Origin of the sequence: Microbulbifer sp. NBRC 101763 (genome assembly GCF_040371615.1) — a bacterium.
In the GTDB taxonomy this organism is placed as follows: domain Bacteria; phylum Pseudomonadota; class Gammaproteobacteria; order Pseudomonadales; family Cellvibrionaceae; genus Microbulbifer; species Microbulbifer variabilis.
Window position 1 is genome coordinate 76501 of the sequence record NZ_BAABQV010000004.1, and the last position, 14997, is coordinate 91497.

At 50.2% G+C, this 14997-nt stretch carries 17 protein-coding genes; 12 read left to right on the plus strand and 5 right to left on the minus strand.

Going from position 1 to position 14997, the window contains the following annotated elements:
* Nucleotides 1-134: 134 nt before the first annotated feature.
* A complete protein-coding gene (gene sfsA, locus ABWV76_RS10910) occupies nucleotides 135-833 on the plus strand; it encodes a DNA/RNA nuclease SfsA (protein WP_020412422.1) in 699 nt (232 codons plus the stop codon).
* A 48-nt stretch (nucleotides 834-881) separates the two neighbouring features.
* Here the strand turns inward: sfsA and ABWV76_RS10915 are convergent, their stop codons facing one another.
* The 4 genes from ABWV76_RS10915 to ABWV76_RS10930 form a co-directional block, all read right to left on the minus strand.
* Nucleotides 882-1226, minus strand: coding sequence for a Rieske (2Fe-2S) protein (locus ABWV76_RS10915; protein WP_020412423.1), 345 nt, complete (start codon nucleotides 1224-1226; stop codon nucleotides 882-884).
* Between the two features lie 28 nt (nucleotides 1227-1254).
* The gene (locus tag ABWV76_RS10920; protein WP_020412424.1) at nucleotides 1255-2310 is read right to left on the minus strand and encodes a S1C family serine protease; all 1056 of its coding nucleotides are present in this window, start codon (nucleotides 2308-2310) and stop codon (nucleotides 1255-1257) included.
* 188 nt (nucleotides 2311-2498) lie between these two features.
* Complete coding sequence (htpX, locus tag ABWV76_RS10925; RefSeq protein ID WP_020412425.1) at nucleotides 2499-3383, minus strand: protease HtpX; 885 nt, start codon at nucleotides 3381-3383, stop codon at nucleotides 2499-2501.
* 157 nt (nucleotides 3384-3540) lie between these two features.
* The gene (locus ABWV76_RS10930) at nucleotides 3541-3825 is read right to left on the minus strand and encodes a TfoX/Sxy family protein (protein ID WP_020412426.1); all 285 of its coding nucleotides are present in this window, start codon (nucleotides 3823-3825) and stop codon (nucleotides 3541-3543) included.
* 245 nt (nucleotides 3826-4070) lie between these two features.
* Here ABWV76_RS10930 and ABWV76_RS10935 point away from each other — a divergent pair, with 245 nt between their 5' ends.
* The 3 genes from ABWV76_RS10935 (at nucleotide 4071) to ABWV76_RS10945 (ending at nucleotide 6264) form a co-directional block, all read left to right on the plus strand.
* Complete coding sequence (locus ABWV76_RS10935) at nucleotides 4071-4787, plus strand: M15 family metallopeptidase (protein WP_157533404.1); 717 nt, start codon at nucleotides 4071-4073, stop codon at nucleotides 4785-4787.
* Between the two features lie 130 nt (nucleotides 4788-4917).
* Entirely contained in the window at nucleotides 4918-5742 is an 825-nt protein-coding gene (gene cysE, locus ABWV76_RS10940) for a serine O-acetyltransferase (RefSeq protein WP_475113874.1), read from the plus strand.
* A gap of 15 nt (nucleotides 5743-5757) precedes the next feature.
* Nucleotides 5758-6264 carry a hypothetical protein gene (locus tag ABWV76_RS10945; protein WP_353375959.1) on the plus strand — a complete coding sequence of 169 codons (507 nt, stop codon included), beginning with the start codon at nucleotides 5758-5760 and terminating at the stop codon, nucleotides 6262-6264.
* Nucleotides 6265-6361: 97 nt separating this feature from the next.
* Here ABWV76_RS10945 and ppa read toward each other — a convergent pair whose 3' ends face one another.
* Nucleotides 6362-6898, minus strand: coding sequence for an inorganic diphosphatase (ppa, locus tag ABWV76_RS10950; protein ID WP_020412430.1), 537 nt, complete (start codon nucleotides 6896-6898; stop codon nucleotides 6362-6364).
* A gap of 162 nt (nucleotides 6899-7060) precedes the next feature.
* Here ppa and ABWV76_RS10955 point away from each other — a divergent pair, with 162 nt between their 5' ends.
* From ABWV76_RS10955 to ABWV76_RS10990, 8 genes are all read left to right on the plus strand, one after another.
* The gene (locus tag ABWV76_RS10955) at nucleotides 7061-8434 is read left to right on the plus strand and encodes a glutamine synthetase family protein (RefSeq protein ID WP_353375960.1); all 1374 of its coding nucleotides are present in this window, start codon (nucleotides 7061-7063) and stop codon (nucleotides 8432-8434) included.
* 120 nt (nucleotides 8435-8554) lie between these two features.
* A complete protein-coding gene (locus ABWV76_RS10960) occupies nucleotides 8555-9937 on the plus strand; it encodes an aldehyde dehydrogenase family protein (protein WP_353375961.1) in 1383 nt (460 codons plus the stop codon).
* A gap of 30 nt (nucleotides 9938-9967) precedes the next feature.
* Nucleotides 9968-10429 carry a hypothetical protein gene (locus ABWV76_RS10965; protein ID WP_353375962.1) on the plus strand — a complete coding sequence of 154 codons (462 nt, stop codon included), beginning with the start codon at nucleotides 9968-9970 and terminating at the stop codon, nucleotides 10427-10429.
* Between the two features lie 50 nt (nucleotides 10430-10479).
* Nucleotides 10480-10935, plus strand: a complete 456-nt coding sequence (locus tag ABWV76_RS10970) for a hypothetical protein (RefSeq protein ID WP_020412434.1) — start codon at nucleotides 10480-10482, stop codon at nucleotides 10933-10935.
* Nucleotides 10936-10992: 57 nt separating this feature from the next.
* Nucleotides 10993-12177 carry an iron-containing alcohol dehydrogenase gene (locus tag ABWV76_RS10975; protein ID WP_353375963.1) on the plus strand — a complete coding sequence of 395 codons (1185 nt, stop codon included), beginning with the start codon at nucleotides 10993-10995 and terminating at the stop codon, nucleotides 12175-12177.
* A gap of 63 nt (nucleotides 12178-12240) precedes the next feature.
* Nucleotides 12241-12831 carry a peptide-methionine (S)-S-oxide reductase MsrA gene (gene msrA / locus ABWV76_RS10980; RefSeq protein WP_353375964.1) on the plus strand — a complete coding sequence of 197 codons (591 nt, stop codon included), beginning with the start codon at nucleotides 12241-12243 and terminating at the stop codon, nucleotides 12829-12831.
* A gap of 93 nt (nucleotides 12832-12924) precedes the next feature.
* Complete coding sequence (locus ABWV76_RS10985; RefSeq protein WP_282952534.1) at nucleotides 12925-13986, plus strand: alpha/beta fold hydrolase; 1062 nt, start codon at nucleotides 12925-12927, stop codon at nucleotides 13984-13986.
* A gap of 341 nt (nucleotides 13987-14327) precedes the next feature.
* Nucleotides 14328-14882, plus strand: coding sequence for a hypothetical protein (locus ABWV76_RS10990; protein WP_353375965.1), 555 nt, complete (start codon nucleotides 14328-14330; stop codon nucleotides 14880-14882).
* Nucleotides 14883-14997: the final 115 nt, after the last annotated feature.

Sequence of the window (14997 nt, forward strand, 5' to 3'; positions counted from 1 at the left end):
TGGCAGGCTAATCCTTGTTTCCGCCGCCGATACCCCGGCGACCGAGAGCGAGGAAGCTATCAAATCTACGCGATTCGCGCCACAAATAGTTGTCTGCTATTTTGTGGCGCTGAAATGTACAAGAGTGCCAGCCCGTGAAGTTTACCCCCTCGTTGCAAAAGGCAACCCTGTTGCGTCGTTACAAACGTTTTCTCGCAGATGTGGAGTCCTCAGAAGGGGAGGTTTTCACTATTCACTGCCCTAATACCGGCTCCATGAAGAACTGTTGGGTTGAGGGTGGCGCTTGTTGGTATTCGGACTCGGGTAATCCCAAACGCAAGTACCGCCATACTTTAGAGATCACCACCACCCCCGATGGCGCCCTGGCCGGTGTAAATACGGGGCGCTCTAATGCTCTAGTGGAGGAGGCAATACGCTCCGGGGTAATTGGCGAACTCCAAGGCTACGAGTCCCTGCGCCGGGAAGTGCGTTACGGGGATGAGAATAGCCGTATTGATTTTCTGTTGTCCGGTGATCAGGGGGACTGCTATGTGGAGGTTAAGAATGTCACCTTGGCAGATGGGGAGCGCGGTTACTTTCCCGATGCAGTGAGTGCCCGCGGCGCTAAACATTTGCGGGAATTGCAGAAATTGGCTGAAGACGGAGTGCGTGCAGTACTCTTTTATTGTGTTCAGCACAGTGGTATCGAAAGTGTTGAGGCCGCGCGTGAGATTGACCCCGCCTATGCTGACGCCCTCGACAGTGCGGTTTCAGCCGGTGTGCAGGTGCTCGCTTACAAGGCGCAACTAGGCGCCAGTGAAATTGTCCTCGCGCAGGAACTGCCATTTCGCTGAGGGGGTTGATATGAATGGCCGGGCAGGAACGGCCCGGCAAGATAAACCCTACTCCGGCAGCAGGGCGTAGAGGCCGTCCTGGGCGTATTCCACAGGCACAGGTGTCAGTGCATCGCCGGTACAGGGGCCAGCGATACACTCACCGGATTCAATCAGGAACAGAGCCCCGTGAGAGGCACATTGGATCAGGGCCCCATCCGGATCGAGAAACTGGTCTTCCTGCCAGTCGAGGTTGATACCGCGGTGTGGACAGGTGTTTTTATAGGCATAAACCTCCCCCTCTTTCATCACGGCAAAGACATTGTCAGTTCCGGCGGCAGTATCGCCGAGGGAAAAGCCTTTCGACTGTCCCTCGCTCAATTCATCGTAGCGGCACAGGAAGTATTTCTGCATAAAGTCGGCTCTGGGATCTATTATTGCTCTATTGCGGCGCCGCGAGTGTAATCGAGGTGTAGCGTATTGTCCCGTCGCGCATGATACCCAAAGTAATTTCGTCACCTACCTGATGTTTTTCCAGAGCGTTGAGCAGATCGTCGTAGCTGCGGATGGGTTGCTGCTCCACTTCAACAATCACATCCCCCAGCTGCCACCCTCCCTGGCGTGTGCGATAAATGCCTTGTAAGCCCGCTTTCTCTGCGGGAAGCCCCGGGGCTATGCGCAATACGGCTACGCCTTCGAAACCGTAACGACTGCTCCATTGATCCGGTGCGGATTCAATGCCGAGTATGGGGCGAACCAGGCGGCCGTGGGCAATCAGTTCCGGGACGATTTTCTTGACTGTATCCACCGGAATGGCAAACCCAATTCCCACGCTGGTACCACTGGGGCTGTAAATGGCCGTGTTGACGCCGATCAAGCGCCCGAGGGAATCCAGCAGTGGGCCGCCGGAATTGCCGGGGTTAATGGCAGCATCGGTCTGGATTACATTACGGATGGTGCGATTATTGGCAGCTTCAATTTCACGCCCCAGAGCGCTCACCACCCCAGTGGTGAGCGTGGTGTCCAAGCCGAACGGATTGCCGATGGCGAGTACCTTGCGCCCCACCGAGAGGTTGCTGGAAGTACCGGCTACAAGAGGTTTTAATCGCTCTTTAGGCGCTTCAATTTTCAGTACGGCAAGGTCTTTCTCTGGAGCTGAGCCCACCAGCTGGGCAGGCCATTCACTGCGGTCTTGTAGTGTAATGGTAACTTTGCGCGCACCTTCAATTACGTGGAAATTGGTAACCACGTGCCCCAGTTCGTCCCAAATAAAACCACTACCGGCACCTTTGGGTACAGCATGCAGTCGCAGGGTCCTGCGATCGCGCACCAGGGCTTCGTTGGTAACGTAAACCACCGACGGGCTGGCAAAATTGAACACCTGCATGGTGTTGCGCTCATCATCGGTAGCGAAGTCCTGGACTTGTGCGTACAGGGGAGATGTGAGGCAGAGGAGCATTAAGGAAAAAATAATTGGCAGAGTTTTTAGCGCTGTCATGGATAGCAGTCTTTCCTTTGTCAATTTGCTGGAAAGTTTACCTCGCCTGAGCCGGGGGCGAAAAGACAGCGGCGTTTATGCAAACCTGTACCTGCAGGATCAATGTATTCACAGGCTTTTTTTTACCAGAATAAAATCTGCACCTGTGGATAATTCGAAACAACAGCGCTTGTGCAGTTGCGTGAAAATCATTTACGGAAATTCTGCAGAACCTGGATGCGATCATCCAGAGGTGGGTGTGTGGCCAGCAGTGCGCCCATGTTGCCAAAGATTCCGAAGGCTTTCATATTGCCAGGCAGTGGCTCTTCGTGGCCCCGCTCGGATTCCACCTTGAGTCTCTGCAGAGCTGCGATCATGGAATTGGGGCTAGCCAGTGTTGCACCTGCGTGGTCTGCCCTGTACTCCCGTCTACGGCTGAACCAGGCGACGATAATCATGGCAAAGAAACCAAAGACGATATCCATGACGATAGAGGTGATGTAGTAGCCGATTCCCAATCCCTGCTCGTTGCGCAGGATTACCCGGTCGACAAAAAAACCGACCAGGCGCGCGAAGAACATGACAAAAGTGTTCACGACTCCTTGGATCAGAGCCAGGGTTACCATGTCCCCATTGGCCACGTGTCCAATCTCATGTCCGATAACTGCACGCGCCTCCTCGCGGCTAAAACGCTGTAACAGTCCGGCACTGACAGAAACCAGGGCGTTGTTGCGATTCCAGCCTGTGGCAAAGGCGTTGGCTTGGGGCATGGGGAATATCCCCACGTCTGGCATACCAATGTTGGCTTTGCGTGAAAGTTCCCGCACTGTCTCTACCAGCCATTGTTCATCGGCACTGCGGGGTTCGGTAATAATCTGGGTGCGGGTGGTCATCCGTGCAATGGTTTTGGAAAGCAGTAGCGAGATGAAAGAACCGCCAAAACCAAATAGTGCACAGAGAAGTAGTAAGGCGCCGAGGTTCAGGTCAACGCCATTGGCCTGGAGGATGCCTCCTATGCCAAAAAGGTTGAAAATAATGCCGACCAGAACCAGGACAGCCAAGTTAGTCAGCAGGAATAGCCCAATGCGTAACATCGGCTCTCTCCATCTAATCGTCTTTGAGTAAGTTTAGATAGGGCGGGGCGTTTTGTGTGACAGTCGGGCGATATGCAATACCATGCCGAGCACCCTTTCCATCCCCGCAGGGGCTATCCGGGCGTTAAATCGTTGGGAGAAATCTGGGCTGTTCGCGTTAGTCTAAGTTTTGAGTGGCCAGCAGTCGGTCAGCCTCGCTGGCCAGCTTTTGCTTCAGGTCTGGGTCCAGGTCGTTCCAATGGACGTCCAATAAAGCGCCTTGTAGAGCGTAGAGCATGACTCTGGAGGCATTGATGCCGCGATTGCGAATACTGATAAATGCCTCCACCGGGCCTATGCGGCGCAGGTCTTCATGGGAGCGGATGCCGATAGAGTGCAGGATATTTACAGAGGCCAGGCCCAGGTTTTTCAGTTTCAGTAACTCTGATTGACTCGGGTGCATTCAGTTTTCCCTACAAGGTTTAACGTTCAGTTAATACGATCTCTCCATCGATCGCGGGCTGAACTTAACATAATTTAATTGTCGATCAGTAAACCTAACCATCGGTACCTTTGTGACAGCGCCAATTGCTTTTCCTACAATTCCGGGCTGACCTGCTTATTCCGTATTGCTCTTTGATAGAGTAGGCACCTTGGGTTTGTTCACTTTAGACCGCATTACAAAAATCGCCCGCTTATAGGAGTCAAATGTTATCTGTTCCGCTACAACGTATGCTCTTTGGACTCACCGATGAGCATGTCATCCTCGATCCAACTTCGGGCCAGTTGCTGCACCCCGAGGCCCTGGTGGCCTTCCAGCGCCTGAGACGTGATGCCCGCGAGGCAGGCTTTGATCCCCAGATCGCCTCAGGCTTTCGTAGCTTTGAGCGCCAGCGCACGATCTGGAACGGCAAGGCACAGGGACTCAGGCCGGTGCTCGACAGCGAGGGAGTGGCATTGGAAATTTCCGGATTGCCACCGCGAGAGCTGGTCATGGCCATATTGCGTTGGTCGGCATTGCCTGGTGCTTCCCGCCACCACTGGGGCACCGACTTCGATATGATCGATGCGGCTGCCCTCCCGGAGGGCTACGATGTTCAGCTAACCCCCCAGGAAGTGGCGGACAATGGCATTTTTGGCCCATTTCATCTCTGGCTGGATGAGCGTATTGCCTCCGCGCAGAGCTATGGCTTGTTTCGCCCCTTCGCCACAGATCAGGGGGGGGTGGCCCCTGAGCGCTGGCACCTGAGTTATGCACCGCGTGCGAAGGAATTGCAGGATCTATTGACGATTGAGCGCCTGCAGGAACAGCTGCGCCGCGGTGACCTGGCCCTGTGTGACACCGTGTGTGAGCATCTTGAGGAAATCTATACGCGCTTTGTGTGGATCCCGGATCACTGTTATCCGGAGATTATGCCGCTCTGAGAACGAAGCGGGCGCCGCCTTGTTATGCCCCTGGATTCCCCAGTGGGCGGCGCTTGAAAGGTCCTGACATTCCTGCCAAGCTTCGCGGGGCTTCAGCCCTTGGCATATACAATTGGGAAGTAACAGGAAAGTGGAAAAGACCGGCGAGGAAATCATTATCGACAGCTCGATCGAGCCCCGTGATGTCTGGAAATCCATGTGTGCGGAGGCCGCTGCCGCTGCCAGTGGCGAACCGATCCTGGCGAGTTATTTCCACAATACTATCCTGCGCCACAAATCGCTGGAGCATGCAATTGCCGACCAGTTGGCTGCTGTGTTGGATCACGATGCGCTGACTGCCACTTCACTGCAGGAAGTTATTGCTTCCGCTCTGGAGAGTGATCCCTCAATCTCCAGTCGGATGCATGCTGATATTTGCGCTTGGTACGATCGTGATCCGGCCTGCGATCAATACCTGACTCCGTTTCTTTATTTCAAAGGTTTCCACGCGCTGCAATCCCACCGAATTGCCCATTGGCTTTGGAAGCAGGGGCGTTTCACCCTGGCTTTGTATTTCCAAAGCCGGGTGTCAGAGCAGTTTTCTGTGGATATTCACCCGGCGGCGAAGTTTGGCGGCGGCATTATGATTGATCATGCGACTGGTCTGGTTGTGGGGGAGACTTGTGTAGTGGGGGACAATGTATCCATCCTCCACTCTGTGACCCTTGGTGGCAGTGGCCGGGGCTCCGGCGATCGCCACCCAAAAATCGGTCACGGAGTGATGATTGGTGCCGGTGCCAAGGTATTAGGGCCTGTGCGGGTGGGAGATGATGTCAAGATTGCTGCTGGCAGCCTGGTATTACACGATGTGCCCGATCACACCACGGTAGCTGGTGTGCCAGCGCGCCAAGTTGGTGGCCGAATTGAGGGAGCTCCTGCCTTTACCATGGACCAGACTCTGGACCCGGATGAATAACACAGGGATTAAGTAATGTCGCAAGCCACCTATAGCTTGGTTTTCCGCGGTGACCTGATCGACGGATTTACTGCGAACGATGTGAAATCCAATATGGCGCGCCTGTTTAAGAGCACCCCGCAGGCAGTGGAGAAACTTTTCAGTGGTCGTCCACTGATCTTGCGAAAAGGCCTCAGCCAAGCCCAGGCAGAGCAGTTTCAAGCCACTTTGGCCAAAATCGGTGCCCAGGTAACCTTGAAGGATGAGAGTGGGATAGCAACCGCCAAGCCCAAAACCATACAGGCACAGGCTGTTCAGCCTGAGGAAACACCTGAATCCGACAGTTCCCCGATACCCAATTGGACGCTTGCGCCCATGGAGGGAAATTTGGTCAAAGATCATGAGCGCAAGCAAGTGGCTGCGGTCGAGGTTTCCACTGACCATATCAGCCTGCGTGCGGCGGAAGGACTTTTGCTTGATAAGAGTGAGCGCGCTGAGGCGGAGGCTGCCCCAGTCAATATTCCCAAGTGGGATCTGGACTAAACATAAATCATTCCCTCTGAGGGAGTCTCCACGCACAAAAAAACCGGCATAAAGCCGGTTTTTTTGTGCCCAAGAGCCTAGCTAAAGGAAGTGGCTCTCAGCCTTCTTCCTTCAGGTAACGCTCACGAGAGGAAAGCACTTCTTTGCGGGCTTCTTCAGCGTCGGCCCAGCCTTCTACTTTTACCCACTTGCCGGCTTCGAGGGCTTTGTAATTCTCGAAGTAGTGCTCGATTTGCTTGAGCAGCAATTCCGGCAGGTCGCCAATTTCCTGTACGTGATCATACAGCTTGGTCAGCTTGGTGTGAGGTACCGCCAGCAGTTTGGCGTCTACACCGGATTCGTCGGTCATTTTCAGAACGCCGATTACACGGGAGCGGATAACAGAGCCAACCATTACCGGGTAAGGCGCGACAACCAGCACGTCGAGGGGGTCGCCGTCTTCGGACAGGGTTTGAGGCACGTAGCCGTAGTTAGCCGGGTAGAACATCGGAGTGGCAACGAAGCGATCCACAAATACGGCGTCAGAGTCCTTGTCCACCTCGTATTTGATGGGGTCGGAGTTGGCAGGGATCTCGATGATAACGTTGATATCGCTGGGCAGGTCCTTACCTGCGGGGATCTTGTCGAAGCTCATTGCTGGTCCTGAACTGGGTAAAACGAAAAATTTGGAGCGCGGATTATATATGCAGTTCGGCACAGCTGAAAGTCACGCCCCTGGGGAAATATCGGGCGTCAGGATTTGGCTGGCGGGTCTATCCTGTAAGTCATTGATAACAACAACGGGGCAGGGACGGAAATGCTAAAAGCCAGGGAGGTTAAAACCGTTCAGGAGGCCCGTGCGATTGTCGAAGGGCGCGGCCTCAGTCATGTCAAAGTGGGCCTTTTCGATATCGATGGTGTCATGCGCGGCAAATATATGAGCCGCGAAAAGTTTTTCTCTTCCTTGGATAAGGGCTTCTCTTTTTGTGATGTGGTGCTGGGCTGGGATGTAAAAGACCAGCTCTATGACAACGCCCGCTATACCGGTTGGCATACAGGGTATCCAGATGCTCCTGTGCGGATACTTCCAGATAGCTGCCGAGATATTCCCTTTGAAGAGAATATGTTGCTGTTTCTGGCTGAGTTTGATCAGCGGGCCCAGGCAGTATGCCCCCGCGCGGCTTTGCGCCGGGTGGTGGAGCGCTGCCGGGCAGCGGGCTTTGAGCCCTTTGCTGCCCTTGAGTATGAATATTTCCTATTCGATGAAACGCCGCATTCCGTGCGCGAAAAGGGCTTTCGCGATCTGAAGCCTTTCACCCCGGACTGGTTTGGCTACTCAATATTGCGCAACTCTGTGCATTCCGAACTGTACGGGGAAATCCTGGATATGGGGGAGCGCATGGATTTCCCGCTGGAAGGACTGCATACGGAAACGGGTCCAGGAGTTCTTGAAGCCGCAATTGCAGTGGATAAAGCAGAGGCTGCAGGGGACAAGGCCGCCCTGTTTAAAACATTTATGAAAATCCTGGCTCAACGCATGGGATTAATGGCGACATTTATGTCGCGTTGGTCCAGTGATTACCCCGGACAAAGTGGCCATATCCACCTCTCATTGCGCAGTGCGGACAATGGTGAATCGGCATTTTTTGATAGAAGCCAACCCACAGGGGTCAGCGAAATTATGCGCCAGTTTATTGCTGGCCAACAGCGCCTGATGCCTGAGTTTCTGGCCATGTTGGCGCCCACTGTAAATAGTTACCGTCGCCTGGTACCCGGCTTTTGGGCACCTACCGGCGCTAATTGGGGAGTTGAGAATCGGACTACAGCGCTGCGCGCTATTCCTGGCAACGGTAAATCGCAGCGAGTGGAATATCGCCTTGGTGCCGCCGATGCCAATCCCTATTTAGCTCTGGCTGCAGCGCTCGGCTCTGGGCTGTATGGCGTGATGCAGCAATGGCAGCCAAGCGATCCTATTGAGGGCAATGCCTATGCACTGACGCCCGGGATCCAGCAAACGTTGCCCGCTACCCTGTGGGATTCAGCCCAGCGTTTCAAAAGCTCTGAAGCTGCTAAGGAGTTGTTTGGCAGTGAATTTGTTGAGCACTTCGCGGCCAGTCGCGAATGGGAAGAGCGTGAATATCGCCGTCATGTGACTGACTGGGAGCTGGATAGGTATTTCGAAATAATCTGATTTAAGCCATTCACATCTGTACTTTAATTGGGCAGTTGCCCGTCTTTTTGAAAGCGTAACCCAGTTGTCTTTCCTTCACTGGTAGGAAACCGGTGAAAATTAATTAAAGGGATTTCCAACATGCACCACCTGCGATGTATTTCCCCTGTAGATAACAGCGTGTACCTGGAAAGAGCGCTGGCTGGCGAAGCTGAAATTCGTGTGGCTTTGGATCGAGCGGCATCGGCCCAGCGGGCCTGGCGCCTAACCCCTCTCATCGAACGTATCGCTATTGTACACCGCGCAGTGGAATTTTTTGCGGAGCGCAGAGATCGTCTGGCTGAGGAAATTTGTTGGATGATGGGAAGGCCAATACGTTTCGCCCCCGGGGAAATTGATGGTTTTGCCGAGCGCGCTTCAGCCATGGCAGATATTGCGGAAGAGGCCCTCGCAGATATCCAGCTGTCAGCCAAGCCGGGGTTTTCCCGGTTTATTCGTCGCGAACCGCTGGGTATTTCCCTTGTAATTGCCCCTTGGAATTACCCTTACCTGACGGCTGTAAATACAGTGGTGCCGTCAATATTGGCGGGCAATGCTGTAATTTTGAAGCACTCTGCGCAAACTCCTCTCTGTGCAGAGCGAATGGTTGAGGCGTTTAGAGAGGCAGGACTACCCTACGGGGTATTTCAGTTTCTACACCTGAATCACGCTTACACCCAAAGGTTGGCATGCGCGGAGGAAATCCAGCACATCGCTTTTACGGGTTCGGTAGAAGCCGGGGCAAACTTGGAGCGCACCGTAGCAGGCCGCTTTATTCAGGTGGGTTTGGAGCTGGGAGGTAAAGATCCTGCCTATGTACGGGAAGATGCGGATCTTCAGCTGGCGGTGGAGACAATTGTAGATGGCGCATTTTTTAATTCAGGTCAATCCTGCTGCGGCATTGAGCGTGTTTATGTTCAAGAAAAACTATTCGACGAATTTGTAGAGCGTGCCGTCGCTCTGGTTGGTAAATATCAGCTTGGCCGCCCGGATGATCCGGACACCACACTAGGCCCCCTCGTTCGTGCAGAAGCCGCTGATCGAGTACGTGTACAAATAGACGAAGCTGTGGCCGAGGGCGCCAAGACGCACCTGAGCACCAGTGACTTCCCGCTGGATAAACGCGGTACCCAGTATTTGGCACCACAGTTATTGACTGGAGTACGCCAAAAAATGCGCCTGATGCGTGAGGAGTCTTTTGGACCGGTATTGGGGGTGCAAAAAGTGCATGATGATGGCGAGGCTCTAGAATTTATGAATAACAGCCAGTTTGGCCTCACCGCAGCAATTTTTTCACAGGATGAAGAGGTCGCCCTGGCAATTGGGGATCATTTACAGGTAGGCACAGTTTTCCTTAATCGGTGTGATTACCTGGACCCAGAGTTGGCCTGGACTGGGGTAAAGCGGTCCGGAAGGGGGTGTACTTTGTCCCGGGTTGGATTTGAGCAGTTAACTAGACCCAAGTCCTTCCATTTTAAAATTTAAGGCTAGGGAACCGTTAAAGAGGGAATTTCTGTGAGGTTGATTAAAAGTTGTGTTGCAGGGTTACTTTTACTCAATTCATTGGTGCTAAAAGCGGAACCTTATCTTTATAAAAATATTACTTTAGATGTTCCTGGTGAGTGGTCAAGGTACGAAGATCCTTACAACAAGATAGGAATTCAATTTCGACAGAAAGGCACCGGTAACTTGATGGCCTACATTCTGAGAGAGGGATTATTAAAAGATGGTGGCGATCCTGACGTATTTTTAGAACAACATCCATTGGAACATCCGGTTTCTTCAGTGCAGATTGGTAATTATTCCGGTTATTTCGTCACTTTTAAATCGAAAGGAAAGTGTATGGCAAAATGGTTTTTGGGCGATGGAATCGATTTACTGGTTGCACACTTTCAAAGTGACTGTAATTCGGTGGATTTCTCGCCGGTAATCGAAGTGGTTAAATCTATCACAATGAAAGTTCACACCGTTGAATAGTTAGTGAGTTATAAGTTACATAGAGTGGGTATTTGGGTGGAGGTGTTGAGGTGAAGTACATACATTGTTGCATAGTATTGTCATTTTTTTCTCCGTTATTGATTAGTGCCGCGGAATACGAGCTAGAAAATTATTCAATAGACCTGCCGGAAAAGTGGTACATACAGACGGTTGATGGAGAAATGGGCATGGAGCTAAGGAAACGGTGTAGCAATGCGCAACTGAAAATAGGGTTTTCTCAAGGGATAACTGCACAGCAACAAACTGAAACTTTCCTGAATGACTACGACGAGGGTGAGGCAGCCCTTACCGCAATTCAACTGGGACAATTTTCCGGCTATTTTCTGAGCTATGAAGATGAAGGGATGTGTGGAGAGATTTGGTCTATGGCAAATGGTGAGGATCATTTTGGAATAGGGTACTGGGAAGATTGTAACTCGATAAACCGTACATTGATTTTTAATCTGGTTAACTCAATAAAGCCCCGTTTACAGGTTGCAGATTAGCTGTTTTCAGAAAGTCATTGAGGGCATTGGCTGGACTGGATAAATAAAGAGGCAAGTGTGGATAAATACCGGGTAAACTGGAATTTCCCTACCAATATTTGGGTTGGACCCGGGCGAATAGCGGATCTTGCCAAGGCCTGCGTTGAATTGAATATACAGCGCCCCTTAGTGGTGACAGATCCCGGTCTTGCCACTATGCCACTGATTGAGCGTGCCTATACTCCCTGTCGGGAAAATAGCCTAGAACTAGAAGTTTTCTCAGCGATAAAAGGCAACCCTAATAGTGAGAATATTGATCAAGGCGTCGAAATTTTAAGGGATAAAAATTGCGATGGAGTCATTGCCTTTGGTGGTGGTTCTGCTATTGATGCAGGCAAAGCTATTGCATTGATGGCAGGGCAGAGTCGGCCCATTTGGGACTTTGAAGATATTGGCGATAATTATAAGCGTGTTGACCCCAATGGCATGGTTCCGGTGATTGCAGTACCCACCACTGCTGGAACCGGTTCAGAAGTTGGGCGGGTGGCAGTGATCACTGATGAAAATGCAAAAATCAAGCGATTGATTTTTCATCCCAATATCTTGCCGGATATTGTGATTCTGGATGCCGAGCTGACGATCGGATTGCCACCAGCAGTAACTGCAGCGACAGGGATGGACGCGCTTTCCCATAACCTGGAATCCTATTATTCACTGATGTACCACCCCATGGCAGAGGGGATCGCCCTGCAAGGCATGCGGCTGATCAAGACGTATCTTCCGCGGGCTTACATGATTGGTACCGAGTTGAAGGCGCGTCAGCAGATGCTGGTTGCTTCTTGTATGGGTGCAACTGCCTTCCAACGTGGCTTGGGAGCCATTCATGCTCTCGCCCACCCTCTTGGTGGCCTTTACGATAAACATCACGGCTTACTCAATGCCATACTGATGCCCTATGTCCTTGTAGCGAACAGGCCAGCCATAGAGGTTCCCATGGGACAATTGGCGCTCTCTTTGCAATTGACCGGGAAAGACATGTTTGAGAGTGGCTTTGATGCAGTGCTTAACTGGGTTATTGGCCTGCGTAAGCAGCTGGGCATTCCTCATACTTTGCAAGAAATTGGTATTGGTAGCGATGATGCCGATAAGATTGGACGTATGGCTGCAGAAGATCCGTCTGCAGCCAGTAACCCAATGTCTTTTAACGCAGTGGAATATCGCGATATTTTCCTGCGTGCCTGCCAGGGCACTGTCACACTGTAAGAGTTTCACCCTATAAGCCGACAGAAGATTACCTATCAATAGAATTGTCCACAGGAATTAGCTATGCGCGGCGTCTTTACTCTGTTTATCCTCCTGGCTGCCACCCTCGGATATGCCCAGGATTCCCCGAATATTCGTACCGCTATTTTTGCCGGTGGTTGTTTCTGGTGTATGGAACCACCCTATGACAAAGTGAATGGCGTGCTGGAAACCACCTCAGGTTACAGCGGAGGTCATGTGAAAAATCCCACTTATGATCAGGTCTCTGCTGGTGGTACCGGTCATGCTGAGGTGGTTCAGGTTAAGTATGATGCTAACAAAGTGAGTTACTCGGATTTACTCAATATCTTCTGGCACAATGTGGACCCATTTGATGCTGGTGGACAGTTCTGTGATCGGGGTGACCAGTATCGCGCTGAAATTTTCTACGGCAATGAAGAAGAGAAACAACTGGCCGAAGAGAGTAAGAAGAAAGTAGAGGCCGAGCTGGGTAAGAAAGTGGTGACCCAGATAAAACCCGCAGCTACATTTTATCCTGCGGAAGCTTACCATCAGGATTATTACCAGCGTAATCCACTGCGTTATAAGTACTATCGATTCCGTTGTGGGCGAGATCAGCGACTGGAGGAAGTCTGGGGCAAAGCGCCCGGTTAATCAGGCTGGTGCAGCATTTAATTACTTTCTCTATAGTGGTTTCTTTAACCCTGCATCGAAGCGTGCCTGTAGGGCTTCAGTCTTGGTAAAGGCATGAAAAAAATACAGCCTGGGATATTGCAAGAAGGGGAAGTCTTGGGCTCTGCAGCTGGCTTTCCTGTTCTTTACCGCTATATTGCTGCGGAAAAATCCAAACCTTTAATGGTATTCATACCGGGTAACTCTCATCTGGCACGTATCTTCTATGGCTGCCCTGAGGCCAGGGAAGAGGATTTTATCAGTTACTGGGTTCATCGCTCAGGCCATCCCTTCCTGGCTGTCTCTTTCCCAATTGCCAATAAGGTTTTTGATGGCTTCTATCCCAGCTTTACGATTGCCGATTGGGGAAAGCAAGTCGCTGAAGTGATTGATGAGGTGGTTTCTAGGAATAACTTACAACGTGAGGTGATCGTTTGCGGCTGGAGTATGGGATGTAAGATTGCCGGAGCTCTTGGGAAGGAGGTTATTGGAAAGAAGATTTCAATTGCGATGTTTGTCGCAATGTCTGGAGATCCTGCAGTTCCCGGCTTTATGCCAAAGGCTAATTCAGAAAATATCACCATGACACCCGAGGGCTTAGCCAATCGAGAATGTCTCTATCCTTGGTTTTTTCAAGCTTTGGAAGATCAAGGTAAATATAATGGCCATCCTATTCTAAAGAAAGAAGTCTATCGAGAGCGTATGCTGGGGGCCACACCAGTAGGCCTGATTGGCACCGGTTTAATGTATAAGAAAAACCGCTTTATTGATGATATTCAAGGAAGCATCCAGTCAGCTAATACTTTTGGTTATGAAGATTATCCTTTTCCTGTAGTTATCCACGGAGATTCACTTTGTGATGCGGAAAACGTACTGCTAAATACAGCCGACTGGGCATTTATTAGAAGTCGAGTTTTAATTAGGGAAGTGCTAAGAGATAAGAGTTTTAAGGAGCTTTCTCTAACACGTTGGGAAGAACTAAAGCGCTTAGTTAAGACTTCTGAAAACTATCTCTCAGAGTCCCTTCCGGGAGGCCATTTTTTCTTTTTGGGTAAAGCTGGGGCGAGATCAACCATTGATAAAATTCTGCTACTTTCTAAGCGAATGCGAAATCTTTTAGAATTGCGAGGTGTTTAACTTAGCCTCATAACTTACTATATCTTCTTCTAATTTTAGTTTGATTTTCCTGGAATGCAGACTGATTATAATATTTTCGATAGTGTTTCTTAGCTTAAAAATCGCTCTTATTCGAAGCTTATGTCGTCGTGTCATGTTTAATTTAAGTGGTTACACCTGTGTATCTTCCATTTTCTGATATATCGGGTCTAGCTTGATGGTTCTGTTATCTTTGTGAGGTGTTCGTCAGTTTTAAGTTATTTTTCTGGATCTACTCAATTAAAAAATAATCGAATTAATATCAAGTATGATGATGGAATCAATATAATTTTAGATTAAATGTAAAAAAGGATGCTGGGAAAATGAATATTCGATCTAATTTTAAATTTATATTGTTAGCTGCAGGGTTGGTTTGCGCCAGTCAATCAAAGGCTGCAGGTGTGGGTGTTGATAGGGTCTATCTCGTCAGTCCTTCTGGGACTTATATGAAGACCAATGATGAGGGTATTGGCTTGCCCGAAGTGGTTGATACAAAGACGGAAGCTGATAGGTATGATCTTAATTTACACTTCAAGGGATTCGGAAATAACAATCAAAATTGCTTGGAAGATAAAGACATAATTAAGGTCAAACAGTATCTGGCAGATCAAATATTATTTGTTGTAGATGAAAAAGAGCCTCTGATAGACACTGCCGAATTTTATGATGACTTACCAAAAACGAGTGGAGAGATATCAGATTTATTCTATATCGTTAGCGATACAAGCGGCTGTATAGGTGTAAACAGTACTGTTAAGCTTTCGGCAGTTCCACTCTCCGGCGATTACTATATTTATTTCCCTGACGTCAATCCCAGTGCCCGTTGGACCTGGGTTGATCAGAGTGAAAGCGGCACAGAAATTACGCTTATTAGATAATTTTTTTAAAAATTTTTTATGTGCTATTTGGCAGGTATCAATAGATATCTGTCTTTAAAAGTAGTTTTATAGTATTAGTTTGTTCTAGCTAAAGTAGCGGCTTATCAAATGGGGT

What these genes read in the sequence shown, in the direction of transcription:
- ABWV76_RS10955 (WP_353375960.1), top strand. Translation starts at nt 7,061, where the DNA reads ATGCTAAAAGCCAGGGAGGTTAAAACCGTTCAGGAGGCCCGTGCGATT.
- ABWV76_RS10920 (WP_020412424.1), bottom strand. Translation starts at nt 2,310, where the DNA reads ATGACAGCGCTAAAAACTCTGCCAATTATTTTTTCCTTAATGCTCCTC.
- ABWV76_RS10960 (WP_353375961.1), top strand. Translation starts at nt 8,555, where the DNA reads ATGCACCACCTGCGATGTATTTCCCCTGTAGATAACAGCGTGTACCTG.
- ABWV76_RS10990 (WP_353375965.1), top strand. Translation starts at nt 14,328, where the DNA reads ATGAATATTCGATCTAATTTTAAATTTATATTGTTAGCTGCAGGGTTG.
- htpX (WP_020412425.1), bottom strand. Translation starts at nt 3,383, where the DNA reads ATGTTACGCATTGGGCTATTCCTGCTGACTAACTTGGCTGTCCTGGTT.
- msrA (WP_353375964.1), top strand. Translation starts at nt 12,241, where the DNA reads ATGCGCGGCGTCTTTACTCTGTTTATCCTCCTGGCTGCCACCCTCGGA.
- ABWV76_RS10945 (WP_353375959.1), top strand. Translation starts at nt 5,758, where the DNA reads ATGTCGCAAGCCACCTATAGCTTGGTTTTCCGCGGTGACCTGATCGAC.
- ppa (WP_020412430.1), bottom strand. Translation starts at nt 6,898, where the DNA reads ATGAGCTTCGACAAGATCCCCGCAGGTAAGGACCTGCCCAGCGATATC.
- ABWV76_RS10930 (WP_020412426.1), bottom strand. Translation starts at nt 3,825, where the DNA reads ATGCACCCGAGTCAATCAGAGTTACTGAAACTGAAAAACCTGGGCCTG.
- ABWV76_RS10915 (WP_020412423.1), bottom strand. Translation starts at nt 1,226, where the DNA reads ATGCAGAAATACTTCCTGTGCCGCTACGATGAATTGAGCGAGGGACAG.
- ABWV76_RS10935 (WP_157533404.1), top strand. Translation starts at nt 4,071, where the DNA reads ATGTTATCTGTTCCGCTACAACGTATGCTCTTTGGACTCACCGATGAG.
- ABWV76_RS10985 (WP_282952534.1), top strand. Translation starts at nt 12,925, where the DNA reads ATGAAAAAAATACAGCCTGGGATATTGCAAGAAGGGGAAGTCTTGGGC.